This is a genomic window from Bacillus sp. MM2020_4, assembly GCF_011250555.1.
GTDB lineage: Bacteria > Bacillota > Bacilli > Bacillales > Cytobacillaceae > Neobacillus.
This window is the reverse complement of record NZ_JAANMZ010000039.1, coordinates 1-18,799: the sequence shown is the minus strand read 5'-3', so window position 1 is coordinate 18,799 and position 18,799 is coordinate 1. Positions and strand designations below refer to the sequence as shown.

Below are 18,799 nucleotides of genomic sequence, written 5' to 3'. Positions count from 1 at the left end.
AGTAAAGTGTTGTTTTTAGAAATTGACTGTGGTCAATTTCTTTTTTGTAAAGTGGTCTATTATTTGATGTAGGGGATTTTCTTTCGTATCACCCGCCAGCTATGGAAAGAATCAAATAGGGGGGGACAGCATGCTTGAATTTGATTTGACACATAATACTGAAATGCCCTCTATGTGTTCCCACCAACCTAATGCCGGAGAACGTATGGAGGAATTTATTGAATCTGGTTCTTACAAGCATTTGAAAATAGTATCAAGCGAAAAAGAAGCTATAAATAAAAATATATATCAGCACTTAATTGATTCTGAATCGAAAAGGCATGAAATAGGAAATAACTTAGTTGCGAAATTTATCCCAAAGAAGATTTATCACTATGATTATCCTGGTTTAAATGAATACTTGTATGATCGGGGCCTGCTGCAGAAGCTGATCAAGCTATCGAGTTCAGATTTGAAAAAGAATCAGCAAATGTTGGATTTGTTTGAGCCATTTGCTGATACTCCCAGTTACTATACAAAGCCGTCATTTAATAAAGTGGGAAGAGAGTTTGTCAAAATAGAAGAACATCCGGACTTACAGCTAACGCTGGAAGAAGCATCTACAAGAAAACGTCATAATATGATTTGTTTGCGTAAAGCTCAAAAAGAATATGAAACGTTAAAAAGGGAAATGGGTTTTTGCCAGAAGCTGATTGCTGAAGGGAAAATGAATCATAAGTATGGTTCTATCACGAGAGTGCAAAAGCCATTCATCTATAATCCAAAAGAAATAATGGACAAGCTAGCGATAAAGCAACTAATTGAATATGGAAAACCAGATGTTGGTCGGTTAATGGAATATGTATATAAGGGATTTATATCAAAAAGTGAATTGGAATCATTCAGACAATTGATCGATATCCAGCTAACTTTTGTCATTCTTGATTTAGACGAAGAAGCAAGGATATTGCAAAACCGGAAGTGAATAAATGTTTGCGTGGTTCTTGATGCCCATCAATGATTAGTTGTGATGTTCATTTTATAATAAAGGAAACAGGTAATGATTATGAAATAGAGAGGAGAACTAAAAATGACAAAAGCTGTATTTCAAGTTGCATTACTGGATTGTGCGGGTTGTTTCAAAGAAGTGGAAACTCAATTATATCACCAGAATGGAGTCGTATCTGTCAAGGTTTTTCCACAATTAGGAAAGGTCCGAACAGAATTTGATGAAGCGAAAATAAATGCAGAACAACTAAGAGGATTCATGACAAACCAGGGTTATATGGTTCAATCAATAAGAGTAAATTAGACTAAGGAGTGTTATTCAATGGGGTTAAAGGCAACAAATTCCCATGATCATAATTGTGTCAAAGGATCACCGAAAGCATGTGTTTCGCTGGTTCCCATTTTTAATCATTTGGAAGCAGAACAAATGGATGAAATTATGGTGACGACGAATTCCGTTTCATACAAAAGAGGGGAGATTATTTACCGGGCAGGTGACCAATCAGATTCCCTTTATATTGTAAATAAAGGGAAAATTAGAATCTACCGAATATCTGAATCTGGAAAAGAGCAGCTGGTTCGTATTCTAAATTCAGGTGACTTTACGGGTGAACTTGCTTTATTTAACGATGCTACCCACGAATCATTTGCCGAAGCAATGATGGAGACGCAAGTGTGTATGATCAAACGCTCGGACTTACAAGAATTTCTTTTAAAATACCCATCGATTTCATTGAAGATCCTAGCGGAGTTCTCAAACCGATTAGAGCAATCGGAAAAACAAACCACACGTTTTGCAACAGAGAATGTGGAAACGAGAATTGCTCTTTTCTTAGCAGAATGTATTGAAAATGAAGGGAATTCACAAGAATTCGTCCTGCCAATGAGTAAAAAGGATTTAGCATCCTATTTAGGGACCACACCGGAGACGATTAGCCGCAAGCTAGCTGATCTTGAAAATGCAGGGTTTATTAAACAAAAGCCGCATAAGCGAATGGAAATTTTAGATTTAGATGGATTACTTTTGTTATAGGTAGTGAAAATTCAATGAAGTACAATCTAACGAATAATGGACTAGGTTAAGGAGCAGAGAAGCTCGTTTAGCCTAGTCTTCTTTTTTGAAAAAATAATAGAAACTTGATTTACGTCAATTAATAATGATAATCATTATCATTATAATGTGGATAAAGATCATTCCTCTTTCAGGAAACAATGATCTGATTTGCTGGTATTAAAGGAGTTGAGTCAGATAGATGGCGGATATGAAGATAAAGGAAATGCTGCCAAATAAGGTGGAAAATACATCAGATAACATTGAGGTATGGGAGGATCTTGTCAACATTAAAAGTATGGCTCTATCCTTACTTGTCTGCAGCATTACCGCGCTTGGAGGGTATTTCATTGCCCCCAATGAACCACCGAAACCATTATTTTATGGTCTAATTGGTGCTTTTTTCGGTTTTATTCTATGTAGTTTGGTAGTAAAACCAAAAAGAATAATTCGTGAGATACAAAGGGAGGACTAAGGAATTGGATTCAGTATTAATTTTTCAAATGGTTGTTGCAGCTTTGTTGGCCGCGGCAGCCTACACGGTGATTGGGATCGCACCAGGAACAGATGAAACGGCAACCATTGCACCGGTCACACTCGTGTTAGTACTATCCGGTTTACCGCCAGCTGTGATCTTGTCCTTCTTTATTTCGGCTATTGTTGCCAGTAAACTAACAGATTCGATCCCGGTAGCGGTGGCAGGAATTCCCGGTGGGGTCATGGCGACCCCTGCGGTGGAACATGCGATGATTCTAAAGAAATTCGGCATGTCCGATGTCAGTATTCGGAAGATGGCCTCGGGTTCTGTCATTGGGACGATAGTGGCTGTTCCAGTCAGTTTACTACTAGCCAATGCCCTCATCCCTGTTGCGGATGTTATAAAAGAATATGCCAATCCACTCTTTTTCATTGGTGCCATATTCCTTGCACTTATGTGTAAAAATAGATGGATTGCCCTGGCATCCATTGTTCCCTTTGCCTTATTGATTCAAGGTTTGCGTTATTTATATTGGGGAGTAGGGGTTGTACCGGAGGGGACAAATGTATTTGTTTCCTTTTTCCTGGGGATTACCATTGGCCCCATTATTTTGACTTTATTTGAACTATTGAACAAACAAAAAAGAGAAAGTCTAGAACGTTTTGATAAAAAAACAATCATGATAAATAAAGCAAGTCGTACTAAGGGCTTTCCAAATCCATTTACCATTTTATCAAAAAGGGAGCTAGGAATGAGTGCCTTGTCTTCTCTAATTGGATCCATTACTTTCATTATGAGTCCAGTGGGGATGACCATCTTTTTAGGGGAAATGTTCTCGAGCCGGGAGAAAGATCCGGTGAAGAAAGCATCACTTGCCATCTCGTGTATGGAAGCATTAGCAAACGCAACTTATATTGCTGGAACATTAATTCCATTAATTGCCTTAGGTATTCCGCTTTCACCAATGGCCATTGGTCCGGCTAATGCCCTATTTAATGCCCCGCCGAGGTTTACGTTAGAGCATAATATGCACCATCTTCTATCATCTTCTGCTTTTGTTTGGGCAACTCTTATTGGGGCTGGCATTGCGGTAGGGATTACCTACTTTATTACGATAAAGTATTCTCAGCAAATCTGCGCGTTTGTTTTTAGAAGAATTCCTCATGAAGCCATATTAGGATTATTCTTCAGTCTCGTATTATTGCTGGCGTTTATGGATGCCGGGTGGATCAATATAGGAGGAGTCATATTAATCGGATTAGTTGCCGGGGTGCTTCACCGCTGGGGTATAAATTACGGAGTTCAATTTATGGTGCTCTACTCTGCACCATGGATTATTACAAATATTGTTGGGTAAGGCATGTAGCATGGGGGTGCTCCCCGTAAATAAGGGAGGTAATAAAATGAGGCAACTCATGCAAAAGGTGGCAGTGGGCAGTGCTCACGGTAAATTAATTCTAGTTGGTGAACATTCTGTCGTTTATGGGATGCCTGCCATTGCCCTGCCGTTTCCAGTACTTGAGGCAACAGCAACGGTTGAGGAAAATTTTGAAGGAATTTTTCTTGCTAGTGATTATTATGATGGACCGCTTAAAGGGGTACCAAAGAAATTCTGGGGAATAGCCGCTTGTGTAGAAGAAACACTTAAACTTTTAAACAAACATAATCAGGGACTTTTGATCCGCCTTCATTCTTCCATACCAATAGGGAGAGGATTGGGTTCTAGTGCTGCGATTGCGATTGCAATTGTAAAAAGCTTGTTCGCTTTTTATGGGAAAAAGGCTCAACCAGATGAAGTCATGCCACTTGTCCATATAGCTGAAACATTTGCACATGGGAATCCTAGTGGACTTGATATGGTTACGGCATTTAGTGAGTATCCAATTTGGTTTCAAAAAGGGAAAAAGATAGAGTCGTTACAAATGGGTGGGCCTCTTTTTCTAGTGGTGGCTGATACGGGTCATTTTGGTGATACCCGTGGAGCCGTCTTAAGTATCAAAGCGAAGCATGCTGCAAATCCCGAAAGGACACAGAAATCGTTGAACCAGCTTGGTACAGTTACCCTTGAAGCTAGAAGGGCTATTTCTAAGGGGGATCTAAGGTTATTAGGTCAATTATTTGATTTAGCCCAATCAGAGCTGACGGATCTAGGTGTTAGTAATGAGAAGATTAATAGACTCGTTGAGGCCGCACGAAAAGCAGGGGCACTTGGGGCAAAATTAACTGGTGGAGGCCGGGGTGGATGTATAGTGGCACTCGCTCAAACTGCCACACATGCCCAGGTGATTGCTAAAGCATTAATGAAAGCGGGGGCGTGTAACACCTGGTCTTTTGTACAGATGACAAGGGGAGCGGAAATTAACTAAATGATGAAAGTGGGGGGTACAGATGAAAGCAACTGCACAGGCAAATACAAATATTGCTTTGATCAAATACTGGGGTAAACGGGATGAGTCAAAGATCCTGCCAATGAACAGCAGTCTCTCGCTAACCCTCAATAAGTTTTATACAACGACGACTGTAGAGTTCTGTACATGTCTTTCAGTCGATGTATTTATTATAAATAATCAATTAGCAAATGAATTCGAAATGAGCAAGGTTACCCGTTTCCTTGATCGAATTAGAGAAATGTCGGGAAAAGATTTTCATGCGGTTGTCAATTCAACGAACCATGTTCCAACTGCAGCTGGTTTTGCTTCCTCCGCATCTGGTTATGCTGCCTTAGCAGCAGCGGCAACGAAAGCAATCGGTTTGAATTTAGATCAAAAGGCATTATCTCAATTAGCACGTCTTGGATCGGGTTCTGCCTGCCGCTCAATCTATGGCGGGTTCGTAGAATGGCAAAAAGGAATAGAAGATGATGGAACAGACTCCTTTGCTCAACCGCTTAAAGGCGGACAAGATTGGGACCTTAGCGTCCTTTCTGTGCTACTTACATCGAAGCCTAAGGAGATATCAAGCAGTGAGGGAATGAAGCGTGCGGTGGAGACCTCCTCCTTATATTCCCATTGGCTTGATACAGTTGAAAAAGACCTTCTAGTTGCCAAAGAGGCCATTAAGAATCGTGACTTTGACATGCTGGGAAGTGTCGTGGAAGCCAATGCCCTTAAGATGCATGCAACTACATTTGCATCTCAACCACCCTTTTCGTATTGGAATAGCGCAACAGTTGAGGTAATAAGGGGAGTAAAGAACCTTCGCTCCTCAGGTATTCAAGCCTACTTTACGATTGATGCTGGACCGAATGTTAAGGTGCTTTGTCAGCCAAAGGATGAGCAGGTGGTTAGGGAGGCCCTGATCCGTATACCAGGTGTACAGGAAATCTATCATTGCCAGCCAGGGCCGGGAATTTCGTATTTGTCTAATTCAGGGAAAAGAGAAATTGCAAACATTCAATCATTCAGAAATAGGAAAGTAGCAAAATAAACTCATTTGCAAGGGTAAAGGCCTTGTTTTTGAAGGGATGAAGGATCATGACTTATTCAAGCTATCGTGTGACAGTTCCGGGAAAACTAGTCATTGCCGGTGAATACGCTGTTCTGGAAAATCAGCAGGCTGTTGTAGCAGCGATTGATCGGTATATGACGGCTACTATTGAACCAAATGAAATAAATGTCCTTTCGCTTCCACTGTTAGGACTCGGGCAAGTATCTTGGGATATAAGTGGAAAAACTGTTTTATTTAGTTTACCAGATCCACGCTTGCGATTTATTAAAAACGCAATCACCATTGCCTATCAGTATTTGCAGGAGCAATCAGTATCCATAAAGCCATGTCATTTAACCGTAAAAAGTGGATTAGCGGATCGTCTAACAGGGAGAAAATACGGTCTAGGTTCAAGTGCTGCTGTTGTTGTTGCGGTTATTTCCGCCATTTTAAGGTTCCATTGTGAGAGGGAAGAAGAGGCTCCATCGCTTGATCAAATTTTTAAACTTTCAGCGATGGCTCATTTACAAGCGCAAAAAAATGGTTCTGGAGTAGATATTGCTGCATCTACCTATGGTGGATGGCTTGTGTATACTCCATTTAATCAAAATTGGCTACGAAATGAATTACTGCATGGGACGAAACTAAGTCAACTCATTGAAAAACCGTGGCCTAATTTATCGATTATTCCTATTAAAGCACCCCTACAACTTACATTTTGTGTTGGTTGGACGAAGGAGGCAGCGTCGACAGCACCTATGATTAATCAGTTTAAAGCATTTCGTAATCGGAATAGGGAAGCTTACTCCCTGTTTTTGAAAGAAAGTTCCCAGGCTGTTGCCGGATTGATTCAAAGCTTTGAGGAAAATGATTGCGCCGCAGCTATTTCAAGCCTTACAGAAAATCGGAAAGTCCTTAAGCAGCTGGGTAAGGCTGCTGCGATATCCATTGAAACCACAAGATTAATGGACTTATGTGATACCGCAGAATCGTTTGGCAGTGGTAAATCATCTGGTGCCGGCGGAGGAGATTGTGGAATTGCCTTCCTAAAAGGGGAAGCCCAAATGGAGGAACTGAATAAAGCGTGGCGGAGTATTGGTGTTCAACCAATAGACATGAGGATTTCGGAAATGGGAGCATATGTAACCGAATATGACTGTGAGCCATCTTTAAAAGAATATTTTGTATGCGTGTAAAAGAGCGCATGAAGGACATTCCCCCATTGTTGGGGGTATTACTTGTGATTAAGTTCACAATGAAAAAAGCAGCTCTAAATTTTGAAGAGAGGTGTAAAGTCATGGAAGTTGTAAAAGTAACGAAGACTCAAGGAAAGAAACAAAACCAGGTTAAATACAGTTTAATTAAATCAATCTGTGTCGCAACGTTATTATTAGTGTTTACCGTGTTATTAGTTGGAGGATACTGGATTTTTAAAACGGAGGCACCAAGACCATTGGTGACCAACGAAAATGGTGAAGTGCTGTTTACCAAGGATTCCATTAAAGGCGGGCAAGCTGTTTTTCAAAAATATGCCTTGATGGACTATGGCACCGTATTAGGGAATGGCTCATACATGGGCCCGGATTATACGGCTGAAGCCTTAAAAATCTACACGGAGGGTATGCAAGATTTCTACGCAATGGAAGCGGAAGGAGTTCCCTTTGCAGATCTTTCGAAAAATACGAAAGCGGCGATTCGTGAAGATGTAACAAAGGAAATACGAAAAAACCGCTATATCAAAAAGACTGACACACTTGTATTAACAGATGCGCAGGTTAATGGTCTAAAACAAGTGAGGAAATATTACCGCAAAGTATTTACGGAAGGTGATGGGTGGGGAATACAACCCAATTTGATTAAGGAAAAAGACCTACCCGTGAAGAACCGCGCATGGGTAGATGAAGGGGATCAGATCACACAGGTTTCTGATTTCTTTTTCTGGACTGCTTGGTTATCAAGTACCAATCGTCCTCATGATAAGATTTCATTTACCAACAACTGGCCATATTATAAGGATGCTGGGAATGTGATGAGTTATTCTACCGTTCTTTGGAGTGGAGTAAGTATTACGGTTTTATCACTATTCATGGCACTTATCTTGTATGTATTCTATCGGTATCATTTAGGAATGAAAGAGGCCTATACGCCTGGAAATTTCCCGAAAATAGATTTATATAAAATACCCGTTACATTGTCGCAAGTCAAAGGCAGTAAATACTTTGTGATCGTCTCGATTCTATTCTTTATCCAAGTCATGTTTGGAGCATTATTGGCACACTATTATACAGAACCTGAAAGCTTCTTTGGAATGAAGTGGATTGCGGAATTGCTGCCATTTAGTATTTCTAAAGGGATCCACCTTCAATTGGCGATTTTCTGGATTGCCACCGCTTGGCTGGGATTAGGTATTTATGTAGCGCCGCTTGTTGGCGGACATGAACCAAGGCGTCAAGGTTTATTAGTAGATATCTTATTTTGGGCATTGGTTGTATTAGTATTTGGCAGTATGCTCGGACAATGGTTAGGTGTGAAGGGTTACTTAGGTAACAAATGGTTTTTATTTGGCCATCAGGGCTGGGAGTACCTAGAGTTAGGGAGATTCTGGCAATATATTTTGGCAATCGGAATGATTATTTGGCTTGTTATTGTGTTTAGAGGAATCAGGAGTGCATTAAAACGAGAAACCGATCGAGGGGGCCTTGTTCATCTCCTCTTTTATGCATCCATTGCTGTTCCATTATTCTATGGCTTTGCCTTCTTCATCCAACCGGATACTAGCTACACAATGGCTGACTACTGGCGATGGTGGATTGTGCATTTATGGGTAGAAGGTATTTTTGAAGTCTTTGCGGTTGTCATTATTGGGTTCCTAATGGTTCAAATGAAGCTGGTAACAAAGAGTTCAACAATAAAAGCCCTATATTTTCAGATTACGATTTTATTAGGAAGTGGAGTTATTGGGATTGGCCACCATTATTACTATAATGGTTCGGCAGAAGTGTGGATTGCTCTAGGCTCTGTTTTCTCAGCATTAGAGATTATTCCTCTTACCTTGTTGATTCTTGAAGCCTATGAGCAATATAAAATGCTCCGTGACGGGGGAGTGGACTTCCCGTACAAGTCCACATTCTGGTTCTTGATTTCTACTGCCCTCTGGAATTTAGTGGGTGCAGGGGTATTGGGATTCCTGATTAACCTTCCTGCTGTCAATTACTTTGAACATGGTCAGCAGTTAACACCAGCACATGGTCATGCAGCAATGATGGGTGTGTACGGTATGTTTGCTATTTCACTGCTCCTGTTCGCACTTAGAAATGTTGTCAATCCTAAAGCATGGAATGATAAGTTGTTAAAGTTTGTTTGCTGGATGTTAAATATCGGTTTGGCCGGAATGGTCTTTGTTTCCTTATTGCCAATCGGATTTATCCAATTAAAGATCGCTTATGAAAAAGGATACTGGGCATCAAGAGATCCTGGGATTTTTTACGGGAAAGAAATTGTTCATAATTTACTCCTATGGAGAGCCGTTCCAGACACGATTTTCTTAATCGGGGTTATTGGGCTAGTCTATTTCTGTATTAAAGCGTTCTTCAATCTACGCAAACCAACCCATGGGGAGAACGAGCCTTTGCCTGTAAAAGATTTTACATTGGATGAAGAGTAAAGAAGGCATGCATTAATAAAGAAGGGGACTGTTCCCACAAAAAGACCTTGACTACAACTAGTTGTAGTCAAGGTCCTTTTTCAACTTTGGGCAAAAATGGATCTTCTATCTTGTTCCACGTTATTTTTGGAATTTCCTTTTATTTTTACTATAAAGGATCAAGAATATGACCAGAAGCACTCCAAAAATAAGATAGACGACATTTGAGTACACATCCATATAGCGGGTGATGTCATCCCATGAGGCACCTACTGCCGCTCCTACATTTACTAAGATCGTGTTCCAAATAAATGTGCCCATTGTCGTAAACAATAAAAACGTCCCCATGTTCATCCGAGCCATGCCCGCGGGAATGGAGATCAAACTCCGAATCAGTGGAATCAGCCTGCCGAAGAACACTGCCCAAACACCAAAGCGTTGAAACCAGGCAATCGCTTTATGTATGTCTTTTTTCGTTAGCCTAAGTATATGTCCCCACTTGTCTACGATTCTTTCGAGGCGGTTGGTATCGAGCAGTAGGCCAATCCGATATAAAACCACTGCACCTGCAACAGAACCAACCGTTGAAACAGCAATTACGCCGAAGATGCTCATATGGGTTGTCGTGGTCATAAAGCCGCCAAAGGTTAATATCACCTCAGAGGGAATAGGTGGGAAAATATTTTCTACTGCAATCAAGAGAAAAATCCCCAAATAGCCATATGTATCCATCGTTTCTGTTATCCAAGCTTCCATTTATAGACCCCTTACCTTGAAATGATGATTACTATTTATAGTAAATGAAAAATATGTACAGACTATGACTCTCATTTTAGAAAAATAATGATTTTAGTCTACCGACTATTTTCTATCAGTAAGATATTTATTTCAGTAGCTTGATTGTGCCCGTGGGACCGACTTTTTGAGGACAACGGTAACAAATGAACCTTAGGGGGAGGTTTATAAGGCCCCCTTTTTTAAATGAATGACATGCATTTATGCACTGATACCCAGAAGAGACCCCTTGTAAGGCATGGCCCATAATGATTAAAATAAGAATAACGACAAATAAGGAGGACGTGAAATGATTGCTTCTATTAAAAAGGTAGAACAAGGGTGGATTGCCCAATTTGAGCGTCAACTAAACCATTCCGTTGAAGAGACATGGTCCTGGCTTACGGACAATGAAAAACTGGTGAAATGGTTCCCTGAACTCCAGGTGGGCGGACTTCAAGAAGGTGGTTTTATGCAGTTTGACATGCAAAACGGCACCTTTGAGAAACTTTCCATAACGGAGCTCAACCCGAATTCTGTCTTGGAATTTGATTGGTGGGCTGATAGTGTTCGTTTCGAAATCATGCCTGAAGCGGAAGGTTGTCAGTTAATCTTGAAGGAAAGAATTGAAACAATCACCGATCATACCCCAAGAGACCTTGCTGGTTGGCACCTTTGTCTTGATGTCATCAAAGCCCTAATGGACGCCCAAAGTATCGAATGGCGGGCAGAAGAATGGAAGAAATGGTATGAAGAATATGTAAAGCATGTAAATGCTCTAGGTACAAAATAATAAGTATTGAGGAGGAGTCATAAGTATGGAAAAGGTGATCCCATTTTTAATGTTCCAAGATGGCAAGGCGGAAGAAGCGATGAATTATTATACATCTCTCATCGAGGATTCTGAAATTACAAGTATTGCTCGGTATGGAGCAAATGAAGCAGGTAAAGAAGGAACCGTGTTTCAGGCTACCTTCTCTTTAAAAGGGCAAGAATTCTTTTGCATTGACAGTCATGTGAAACATCAGTTTTCCTTCACACCTTCTTTTTCCATCTATGTTACGTGTGATTCAGAAGAAGAAATTGACCAGTTGTTTCAGAAATTAAGCGAAGGTGGACAAGCTCTTATGCCATTAGGCAATTACGGTTTCAGTAAGAAGTTCGGCTGGCTAAATGATCGGTTTGGCGTTTCATGGCAAATAACCCTTCCTAACTAAAAATGATTAGAGTGAGTAACCAGCGAAACCAAAACAAGCGGAGATTTTCCGGTTAGATGCAGAATGGAGCTCGATTCGGGGAAAATAAGTGGAGATTTTCCGGTTATGCAAAGGAAAATCTCCCATTTTCACATTTTTTGAGTCCATAGACGGAATGACTCCGGCTATTTAAGCTATTTTTTACTTTATTTTATAATTAAGCGGAATTACTCCGACTATTTATCAGATCAGGTGCTTAACCTAATCCCCCAACCAATAAGTGCAGACCCTCTTGATCCGTCTTAAAACTCACTAATTCTTTCGGTTGTGTGTAATGATTTATTTCCCTCTGTTGATCTCATTCCTGAAACGGTCAATTGTTTCTGAAATGCTCATCACACCAAGGTTCCCTTCTTTGCGTTTTCTTAAAGCTAAAGATTGATTCGCCCCCTCCTGATCACCAATCACGAGCATGTAGGGGATCTTTTGCTTTTCCGCTTCTCTAATCTTCAACCCCATTTTCTCTGTCCTGACATCGACCTCCACACGGATTCCTGCTGCTTCCAATTGGGATTTCACATCATTTGCATAATCTGAATGCGAATCTGAAATAGGAACTATTTTTGCTTGCACGGGTGATAACCAAAGTGGAAATTCTCCGGCAAAATGTTCAATTAAAATGGCCATAAAACGTTCAACAGAACCATAGATAGCTCGATGAATCATGACAGGACAATGTGGTTTATTATCTTCACCCACGTATGCACAATTGAACTTTTGCGGCATTTGAAAATCTAATTGGACCGTTCCGCATTGCCAGCTTCGTCCAAGTGAATCTAAAATATGAAAATCTATCTTCGGACCATAGAAAGCTCCGTCACCTGGATTTAGTTGATAATTAATATTTTTATCCTTTAAAACAGTTTCCAATGCTAGCTCAGCTTGATCCCAGATTTCTTCTGAACCCATGTATTCTTCAGGTCTTGTTGAAAGCTCTACTTTATATTCAAACCCAAAGTGGGAGTAAAACTCATCAACTAATGTTAAAACCTTATCAATTTCAGATTCAATCTGGTCTTCTCGAACAAATAAATGGGCATCGTCTTGCGTAAAGGAACGAACCCTCAAAAGCCCATTTAACGAACCTGACAGCTCATGCCGGTGCACTAATCCAAGTTCTGCGAAACGAATCGGCAATTCGCGATAACTTCTTCGTTTGCTGTTGAAAATTAATAAGGCTCCAGGACAATTCATCGGTTTAATCGCATAATTTTGTTCATCCACATTAGAGAAATACATATTTTCGTGATAGTGATCCCAATGACCTGATTGTTCCCACAGTTCCTGCTTCATCATAATCGGTGTTTTAATTTCCTGATAGCCCGCCTTTTGGTGTTTTTTTCTCCAAAGATTTTCAAGTTCATTTCGAATCACCATTCCATTTGGTAAGAAAAAGGGCATTCCAGGGGCCTCTTCCAATGATGTGAATAGATCCAATTCTTGACCTAACTTCCGATGATTCCTTTTTTCAGCTTCCAATTGATTAGACATGCTTATTCCCCCTGATTTTTAAAATTGTATAAAAAAAGACCGCGCTCATCCCAACAATAGGGACGAGTGCGGTCGTGATACCACCCTAATTCCAAAAAACACAAAATAGTGTGTTTTAAGCTCGAAAAGATAACGGATTTACCGATTACAGATACTCTGGTTGCCCATTTCCCGATAATAGCTCCAAGGTGGTAAACCATTCGTGCTCCTTCAGGGCTTCCAGCCATTGACCCTTTTCTCTGGTAAGAATTTATCCGAATGATTCATGTCCTTTTCAACGCCATTCGTATGAAAGGTTTGTAAAAATAAAAAACCGCACTCATCCCAACAATAGGGACGAGTGCGGTCGTGATACCACCCTAATTCCAAAAAACACAAAATCTAGTGTGTTTTAAGCTCGAAAAGATAACGGATTTACCGATTACAGATACTCTGGTTGCCCATTTCCCGATAATAGCTCCAAGGTGGTAAACCATTCGCTGCTTCTTCAGGGCTTCCAGCCGATGACCCTGTTCTCTGGTTAGAAAAAATACGAATGACTCATGTCCTTATCATAGCTTCAATAGATTTCTGATTAATATTGTTGGTAATCATAATACAAATATTTGAAAAGGTCAATAGGCAATTTACCTTGTTATTCTTGAAGTGGAGCAAGAACCATCGGAATAAAGTCTGCATAACTCTCAATATGAAAATCTGCTTCAATATTTTGATTCTGGAAGGCTACCGTTTTAATCTTTAGTTGTCTTGCGGGAATTAAATCTAACTCTCGGTCACCCACGACCAAATCAATAGAAAAGCGTTTTAGAACATATTCATACGAGGAAACATGGGGTTTTCTCGTAAAACCGTCTTCTTCTACAGAAACAATTTCTTTAAAGTATTTAGCTAAATTAAATTTTTCAAGGAGATACTTGGTAGATTCTTTATCGCGATGAGTCACGATAATATTTTGATCAACAGAAGATAATGCATCCTCCAAGTGGATGAATGGCCTGCTGCTCTCTCTCGAATAATGATTATGATATTTTTCAAATTCGCCTCTTTGATCCTCGCTTATGCCATAGTGCTTAAAGGCAGTTTTAGAATCAATTTTAAGGCATTTCAAGACTTCAATGCGGTCGAGGTCCTTTTGACTAACTTGGACAAACCCCTCTACAAGTGATGGATAAGTGTCAAATATGGTTCCATCAAAATCCCATAAAACGTTCATAATTCTCTCTCCCTACAAAAAATATATGCTAAAGATGTTACCATATATTTTGATAATGGCATAATTATGAAGGTGAAAACAGTAACTTAATAGCCTGAATATGGTAATATTCTTAAATAAGAAGGGGCTGATGACCATTAAATCGAGAGAGAAATTTCCGTTTATCTATTTTTTCTTGGAGCCAAATATTGTGTTTGTTTATCGTGTGGGAGAGTTACGCTACTTAACGGTAAAAGAAATGTTCGATTGCGGGGAATGGCAAAAATATGAACTCAACCACGAAGGGGAGTTTGCAACCTTTAACCATGAAGAAATGGAACCACTGATTGGCAGAGGCTACTCAGTCAGTCTGGAAGTGAACAACATGATGGTAGAAAAAATTAATCAACTCATACATAAGAATCGATTAGCCGCCTTTCCAATAGAGGGGGAGGTCCATCTTGTCTGTTCCGAATCGACAGCTGGTGCACTTAGGGTTGGGCTGGACCGACCTAAAACGGTAATTGGTTTCCAGGTTTTTTTTAGCATCGGACCAGTGTGGCAGCTTGACCAGAAACAAGGGCAAACGAATCGGTTTGGGTGGATAAATGAAAATATCAATTTGGAGCAGGATCATTTTGACATTGAAAATACCTTTAACAAAACGCTTTTAGAGATTTCGGAGATACCAGAGAATAAACCCATTTATATTTGGACGGCTGATAATGGAGAGGAACAAACAGGTGTCCGATTTATCCTTCAATTGCTAAAGGATAAAGCCAATGAAGTGATCTTATTGAATACAACTGAGCTTTTTCAAAAAGGGAACCTTTTAAACGAAGATGAATTTCAGATCATGCACCATTCAAGTGGGGTTCACCCGAAGAACCTAAAACTTTTATTTCAGCAAAATAAAACGAGGGCACCATTATCTAATCAGGAGCGAGCGCGATTCCAACTTGAATGGGAATCACTGGCGCAAACAGTGGATGTCCTTCGTATTTGGCAAAATGGAAGAGTAGAGGGTATTTCTGAAGATTATTATGATCAGTTCATTATCAAGACGATTGAAAGAATGCACAGCGGGCAGCAGCAGAAGGACTTTATTTTGGCCGCTAGAGTGATTGGTGAAATAATAGGTCAGTTGGACTTTATCGTTGGTGATTTTTATTTAGAATACCGGATTAGGCATTTAATCTATAGTGGAGTACTGGAGTTAAAAGGTGTGCCAAGATCTATGAGGCATTACCGTGTGAAATTACGTTAGCTCGTAAGGGGGGAATCGGATGATGGAACCATTTTTTCATGGATTTATACTTGCACTTGGACTTATTTTGCCTCTTGGGGTCCAAAATGTTTTTGTTTTCAATCAAGGGGCCATGCAGCCGCGTTATACAAAAGCATTACCTGTTGTGATTACGGCTGCTTTGTGTGATACCCTTTTAATCCTGGTATCTGTTTTAGGTGTATCTATACTGATTTTGAGCTCCGTTTGGATAAAAACAATTCTGATCGGGGGAGGGATTGTCTTTTTACTTTACATGGGTTGGTCGACATGGAATAGCCAACCAAGTATGGACCGTGAAGAGGTGGCTAAGAAGTTTCCCTTAAAAAAACAAGTGGTGTTTGCGGCCTCTGTTTCGTTACTGAACCCGCATGCCATTCTGGACACGATAGGAGTAATTGGTACGAGTTCGTTAAGTTACCAAGGAGAAGAAAAAGTCATCTTTACTGTTTCCTGTATTTTGGTTTCGTGGATTTGGTTTTTGGGCTTAGCATTAATGGGGCGTCTAAGTGGAAAACTCGATAAATCGGGAAGGTTTATGCTCGTTTTGAATAAAATCTCTGCCGTGGTCATGTGGGGAGCAGCGGTTTATCTGGTTTTGTCCTTATTTTAGGCTGTTTTTTATAATTAATATTAGGTTGTGAGTGGATCCAGTATGTTTATTTGCGAAACGGGGAAGTTTGTTTGCGAAACCACGGGATTTGTTTGCGAAACGGGCAAGTTTATTTGCGAAACGAAATAATGGCGAACAGTGACTGTCACTGTTCGCTTATTTTGATTCTGCTATTTCTTGCATCTTCCGTGATACGAGGGGATATAAGTTATTCCTTGCACTAACCGTAGAATTTCCACCGAAAAATCCAGTACCCGGGCAAGTTTTAACATTATAGTCCGGGCCGTTATCTAATACCCTTTCACCCGTTCTCAAATTCCACCAATGATGGTACGTGATACTGTCAATAGAGGGAGTTAATCCAAATTTAATACAAAGCAATGCCGTGATAGTCACAATGGTATCCCTTTGTGCCTGTGTCATCACATCATGACCGATATCAAAGTTCCCTACATTTTCGATGGTGAGCCCTGGGGTGTTGGCTTTGGCCCCGATTGTACCTTCAGGAGCAATGTTAAATGGTCTAGAAACAGCTATTTTTCCATCTGGAAACGTAGTGATATTTTGCGCGATCGTTTTCCAACCCATTTTTTCTATATGGAAATTTTCCATACCTTTCAGCATGGCAAAATGATTGGAACCATGGAAATGCTTATATGAAGGCAGCCAGGTATGATGATGTTGGATGAGCGTAATTTTTCTAGAAAATTGATGATGGAATAACCAGTTCTTAAATTCCTCCTTCGTCATTAGAATATACTGCCCATCCATGTTCATTCTTTGAGGAGGAATCAATAACTTTTGTCCTAAATAAAGCTGAGTAGCTGAAAGTCCATTTGCTGCTTTTATTCTCTCGACTGAAGAATGATAGGCCGATGAAATTTTATCCAGGCTATCCCCGGCCATTACTTCGTAGACAAAAGGAACATATAATTTCTGATCTACTACTACTGTATCGGATTGTAATCCATTTGTTAGTTTCAGGTCTTCTACGGTTGTCCCGAATGTATGTGCAATTGCCGGTAGCGAATCCCCGGATTTGACTACATACAAATTGCTGGGGTTCTTTCCAATGGCATGTGCTGGTGCTGTATTTATCAGCAAAAGGAAAATGATGCTAAAAAAAAGTAAAGGTTTTTTTTCCATTTTATGTCCTTCCATTGTGTGCAGTATAACGTTTTGCTATTAGTTTGCAGAACAACAATAGGATTATTCAAATGAATGAGAGTTAATTTTTGAGAGGAGGATTTAAGGGGGCGTCCAATTAAGATGTACCTGTACGGTCACAAAAAGAAAAAAGACGAACAGCAATTGGTACTGTACGTCTGATAAATATTAAACAAATCGATTACGGCCCGATAACATCGCAAAAACCATCATGATTATCGAGATCACTATTAACGTCGTCAGCGGAACGGTCCATATATGGGTAAGATCATACAAATAGCCAATAAACAGGGGACCTATTGCCGCCAAGATATAACCAGTTGATTGTGCCATTCCTGATAATTCCACCGCTTGATTGGCATTCCGAGCGCGAAGACCGATATAGCTTAAAGCCAATGGAAACATTCCCCCTAACCCGACCCCAATTAAAGTAATACTTGTAATTAAAATGGGATAGGACGAACCCAAAAGTAATCCACCATAGCCAAAAACAGAGCACAAACTTAACATGAAAGCAATCCATACCTGTGAACGAAACCGTCCGGCGATGACAGGGATGAAAAAACTAGCAGGTAATCCCACTAATTGGGTAAATGAAAGCATCCAGCCAGCAGTTCCCATACTCATCCCGCGACTATGTAAGATTTCAGGTAACCATGAAATCGTTACATAAAACAAAAAGGACTGAAATCCCATAAAGATAGCGATTTGCCAAGCAAGAGATGAACGCCAGATTAGTGTCGAGTCAGAAGTAGCTCTTTTTATCCCATTTTGACTTCCTTGATTCATTTTGAGAAGAAAGGTCCAAACCAAAATACCAGCCACAACCGGTATTCCCCATACGATGAGGGCACCTTGCCATCCAAGATGTAAACCCGTAGCAAATGGAACACTAATACCTGATGCTAATGAGGCAATCAGACCCATAGAAGTGGAATAAACGCTTGTCATTAGACCAAATTTTTGTGGGAATTTATCCTTTACAACAGCTGGTAAAAGAACATTTCCAATGGCAATTCCGGCACCAACAAGAAGAGTTCCGGTGAAAAGAAAAAAGGTCATCGGGATGGACCGAATAGTGATGCCGATGAAAAGGAAGATTAATCCCAGGAGTAAAGTCTTCTCATTTGTTAGCCGATTAGCAAGTTTTGGGACAATGGGTGACATGGCGGCAAAAACCAGTAGGGGCAAGCTCATTAATAAGCCTGCGCTCCAATGTGCCAGTCCAACACTTTCCTGGATCATCCCAATTAACGGGCCAACAGATGTAATTGAAGGGCGTAAATTAAAGGCAACAAGCACGATCCCTGTAACGAGTAAAAATATATATGTCGATTTTGTTTTAGCAGCTGATTTTTGTAACGGCACTAAATGAACTCCTCTCTGACGAGCAAACTTTCTAAAGTATATCATAGTAAACAAGGATAGATATATAT

18 protein-coding genes are annotated in these 18,799 nt (G+C 40.2%); 13 read left to right on the top strand and 5 right to left on the bottom strand.

Features of this window, described 5'->3' with window-relative positions:
* Positions 1-130 precede the first annotated feature (130 nt).
* The 9 genes from G6554_RS19530 to G6554_RS19490 all read left to right on the top strand — a co-directional run bounded on the left by G6554_RS19530 (position 131) and on the right by G6554_RS19490 (position 9,606).
* A complete protein-coding gene (locus G6554_RS19530) occupies positions 131-964 on the top strand; it encodes a hypothetical protein (RefSeq protein ID WP_166244903.1) in 834 nt (277 codons plus the stop codon).
* 105 nt (positions 965-1,069) lie between these two features.
* Positions 1,070-1,291, top strand: coding sequence for a heavy-metal-associated domain-containing protein (locus G6554_RS19525; RefSeq protein ID WP_166244901.1), 222 nt, complete (start codon positions 1,070-1,072; stop codon positions 1,289-1,291).
* An 18-nt stretch (positions 1,292-1,309) separates the two neighbouring features.
* Positions 1,310-2,020: a Crp/Fnr family transcriptional regulator gene (locus G6554_RS19520; RefSeq protein WP_166244899.1), complete on the top strand. Its 711-nt coding sequence runs from the start codon at positions 1,310-1,312 to the stop codon at positions 2,018-2,020.
* A 220-nt stretch (positions 2,021-2,240) separates the two neighbouring features.
* Positions 2,241-2,513 carry a hypothetical protein gene (locus G6554_RS19515; protein WP_242637855.1) on the top strand — a complete coding sequence of 91 codons (273 nt, stop codon included), beginning with the start codon at positions 2,241-2,243 and terminating at the stop codon, positions 2,511-2,513.
* A gap of 4 nt (positions 2,514-2,517) precedes the next feature.
* Entirely contained in the window at positions 2,518-3,873 is a 1,356-nt protein-coding gene (locus tag G6554_RS19510; RefSeq protein ID WP_166244897.1) for a tripartite tricarboxylate transporter permease, read from the top strand.
* 46 nt (positions 3,874-3,919) lie between these two features.
* On the top strand, positions 3,920-4,882 hold the full coding sequence (gene mvk / locus G6554_RS19505; RefSeq protein ID WP_166244894.1) for a mevalonate kinase: 963 nt from the start codon (positions 3,920-3,922) through the stop codon (positions 4,880-4,882).
* Between the two features lie 22 nt (positions 4,883-4,904).
* The gene (gene mvaD / locus G6554_RS19500) at positions 4,905-5,942 is read left to right on the top strand and encodes a diphosphomevalonate decarboxylase (protein ID WP_166244892.1); all 1,038 of its coding nucleotides are present in this window, start codon (positions 4,905-4,907) and stop codon (positions 5,940-5,942) included.
* Between the two features lie 47 nt (positions 5,943-5,989).
* Positions 5,990-7,138: a phosphomevalonate kinase gene (locus G6554_RS19495; RefSeq protein WP_166244890.1), complete on the top strand. Its 1,149-nt coding sequence runs from the start codon at positions 5,990-5,992 to the stop codon at positions 7,136-7,138.
* Between the two features lie 101 nt (positions 7,139-7,239).
* On the top strand, positions 7,240-9,606 hold the full coding sequence (locus tag G6554_RS19490; protein WP_166244948.1) for a nitric-oxide reductase large subunit: 2,367 nt from the start codon (positions 7,240-7,242) through the stop codon (positions 9,604-9,606).
* 120 nt (positions 9,607-9,726) lie between these two features.
* On the opposite strand, the gene G6554_RS19485 is transcribed toward G6554_RS19490, so the two are convergent.
* Positions 9,727-10,341, bottom strand: coding sequence for a DedA family protein (locus G6554_RS19485; RefSeq protein WP_166244888.1), 615 nt, complete (start codon positions 10,339-10,341; stop codon positions 9,727-9,729).
* 328 nt (positions 10,342-10,669) lie between these two features.
* Between G6554_RS19485 and G6554_RS19480 the strand changes: the two genes are divergently transcribed.
* Together G6554_RS19480 and G6554_RS19475 are read left to right on the top strand one after the other, a co-directional pair.
* Positions 10,670-11,152 (top strand): SRPBCC family protein, encoded by a 483-nt coding sequence (locus G6554_RS19480; RefSeq protein WP_166244886.1) that lies wholly within the window; start codon positions 10,670-10,672, stop codon positions 11,150-11,152.
* Between the two features lie 25 nt (positions 11,153-11,177).
* Positions 11,178-11,576 (top strand): VOC family protein, encoded by a 399-nt coding sequence (locus G6554_RS19475; protein WP_166244884.1) that lies wholly within the window; start codon positions 11,178-11,180, stop codon positions 11,574-11,576.
* A 318-nt stretch (positions 11,577-11,894) separates the two neighbouring features.
* Here G6554_RS19475 and thrS read toward each other — a convergent pair whose 3' ends face one another.
* Together thrS and G6554_RS19465 are read right to left on the bottom strand one after the other, a co-directional pair.
* Positions 11,895-13,106, bottom strand: coding sequence for a threonine--tRNA ligase (gene thrS / locus G6554_RS19470; protein ID WP_166244882.1), 1,212 nt, complete (start codon positions 13,104-13,106; stop codon positions 11,895-11,897).
* A 634-nt stretch (positions 13,107-13,740) separates the two neighbouring features.
* The gene (locus G6554_RS19465) at positions 13,741-14,319 is read right to left on the bottom strand and encodes an HAD-IA family hydrolase (protein ID WP_166244880.1); all 579 of its coding nucleotides are present in this window, start codon (positions 14,317-14,319) and stop codon (positions 13,741-13,743) included.
* A 130-nt stretch (positions 14,320-14,449) separates the two neighbouring features.
* Here G6554_RS19465 and G6554_RS19460 point away from each other — a divergent pair, with 130 nt between their 5' ends.
* A complete protein-coding gene (locus G6554_RS19460) occupies positions 14,450-15,565 on the top strand; it encodes a DUF1835 domain-containing protein (RefSeq protein ID WP_166244878.1) in 1,116 nt (371 codons plus the stop codon).
* Between the two features lie 19 nt (positions 15,566-15,584).
* Positions 15,585-16,196 carry a LysE/ArgO family amino acid transporter gene (locus tag G6554_RS19455; protein ID WP_166244876.1) on the top strand — a complete coding sequence of 204 codons (612 nt, stop codon included), beginning with the start codon at positions 15,585-15,587 and terminating at the stop codon, positions 16,194-16,196.
* Positions 16,197-16,352: 156 nt separating this feature from the next.
* Here the strand turns inward: G6554_RS19455 and G6554_RS19450 are convergent, their stop codons facing one another.
* Complete coding sequence (locus tag G6554_RS19450; RefSeq protein ID WP_166244874.1) at positions 16,353-17,342, bottom strand: peptidoglycan recognition protein family protein; 990 nt, start codon at positions 17,340-17,342, stop codon at positions 16,353-16,355.
* Positions 17,343-17,531: 189 nt separating this feature from the next.
* Positions 17,532-18,731 (bottom strand): MFS transporter, encoded by a 1,200-nt coding sequence (locus G6554_RS19445; RefSeq protein WP_166244872.1) that lies wholly within the window; start codon positions 18,729-18,731, stop codon positions 17,532-17,534.
* Between the last annotated feature and the right edge of the window lie 68 nt (positions 18,732-18,799).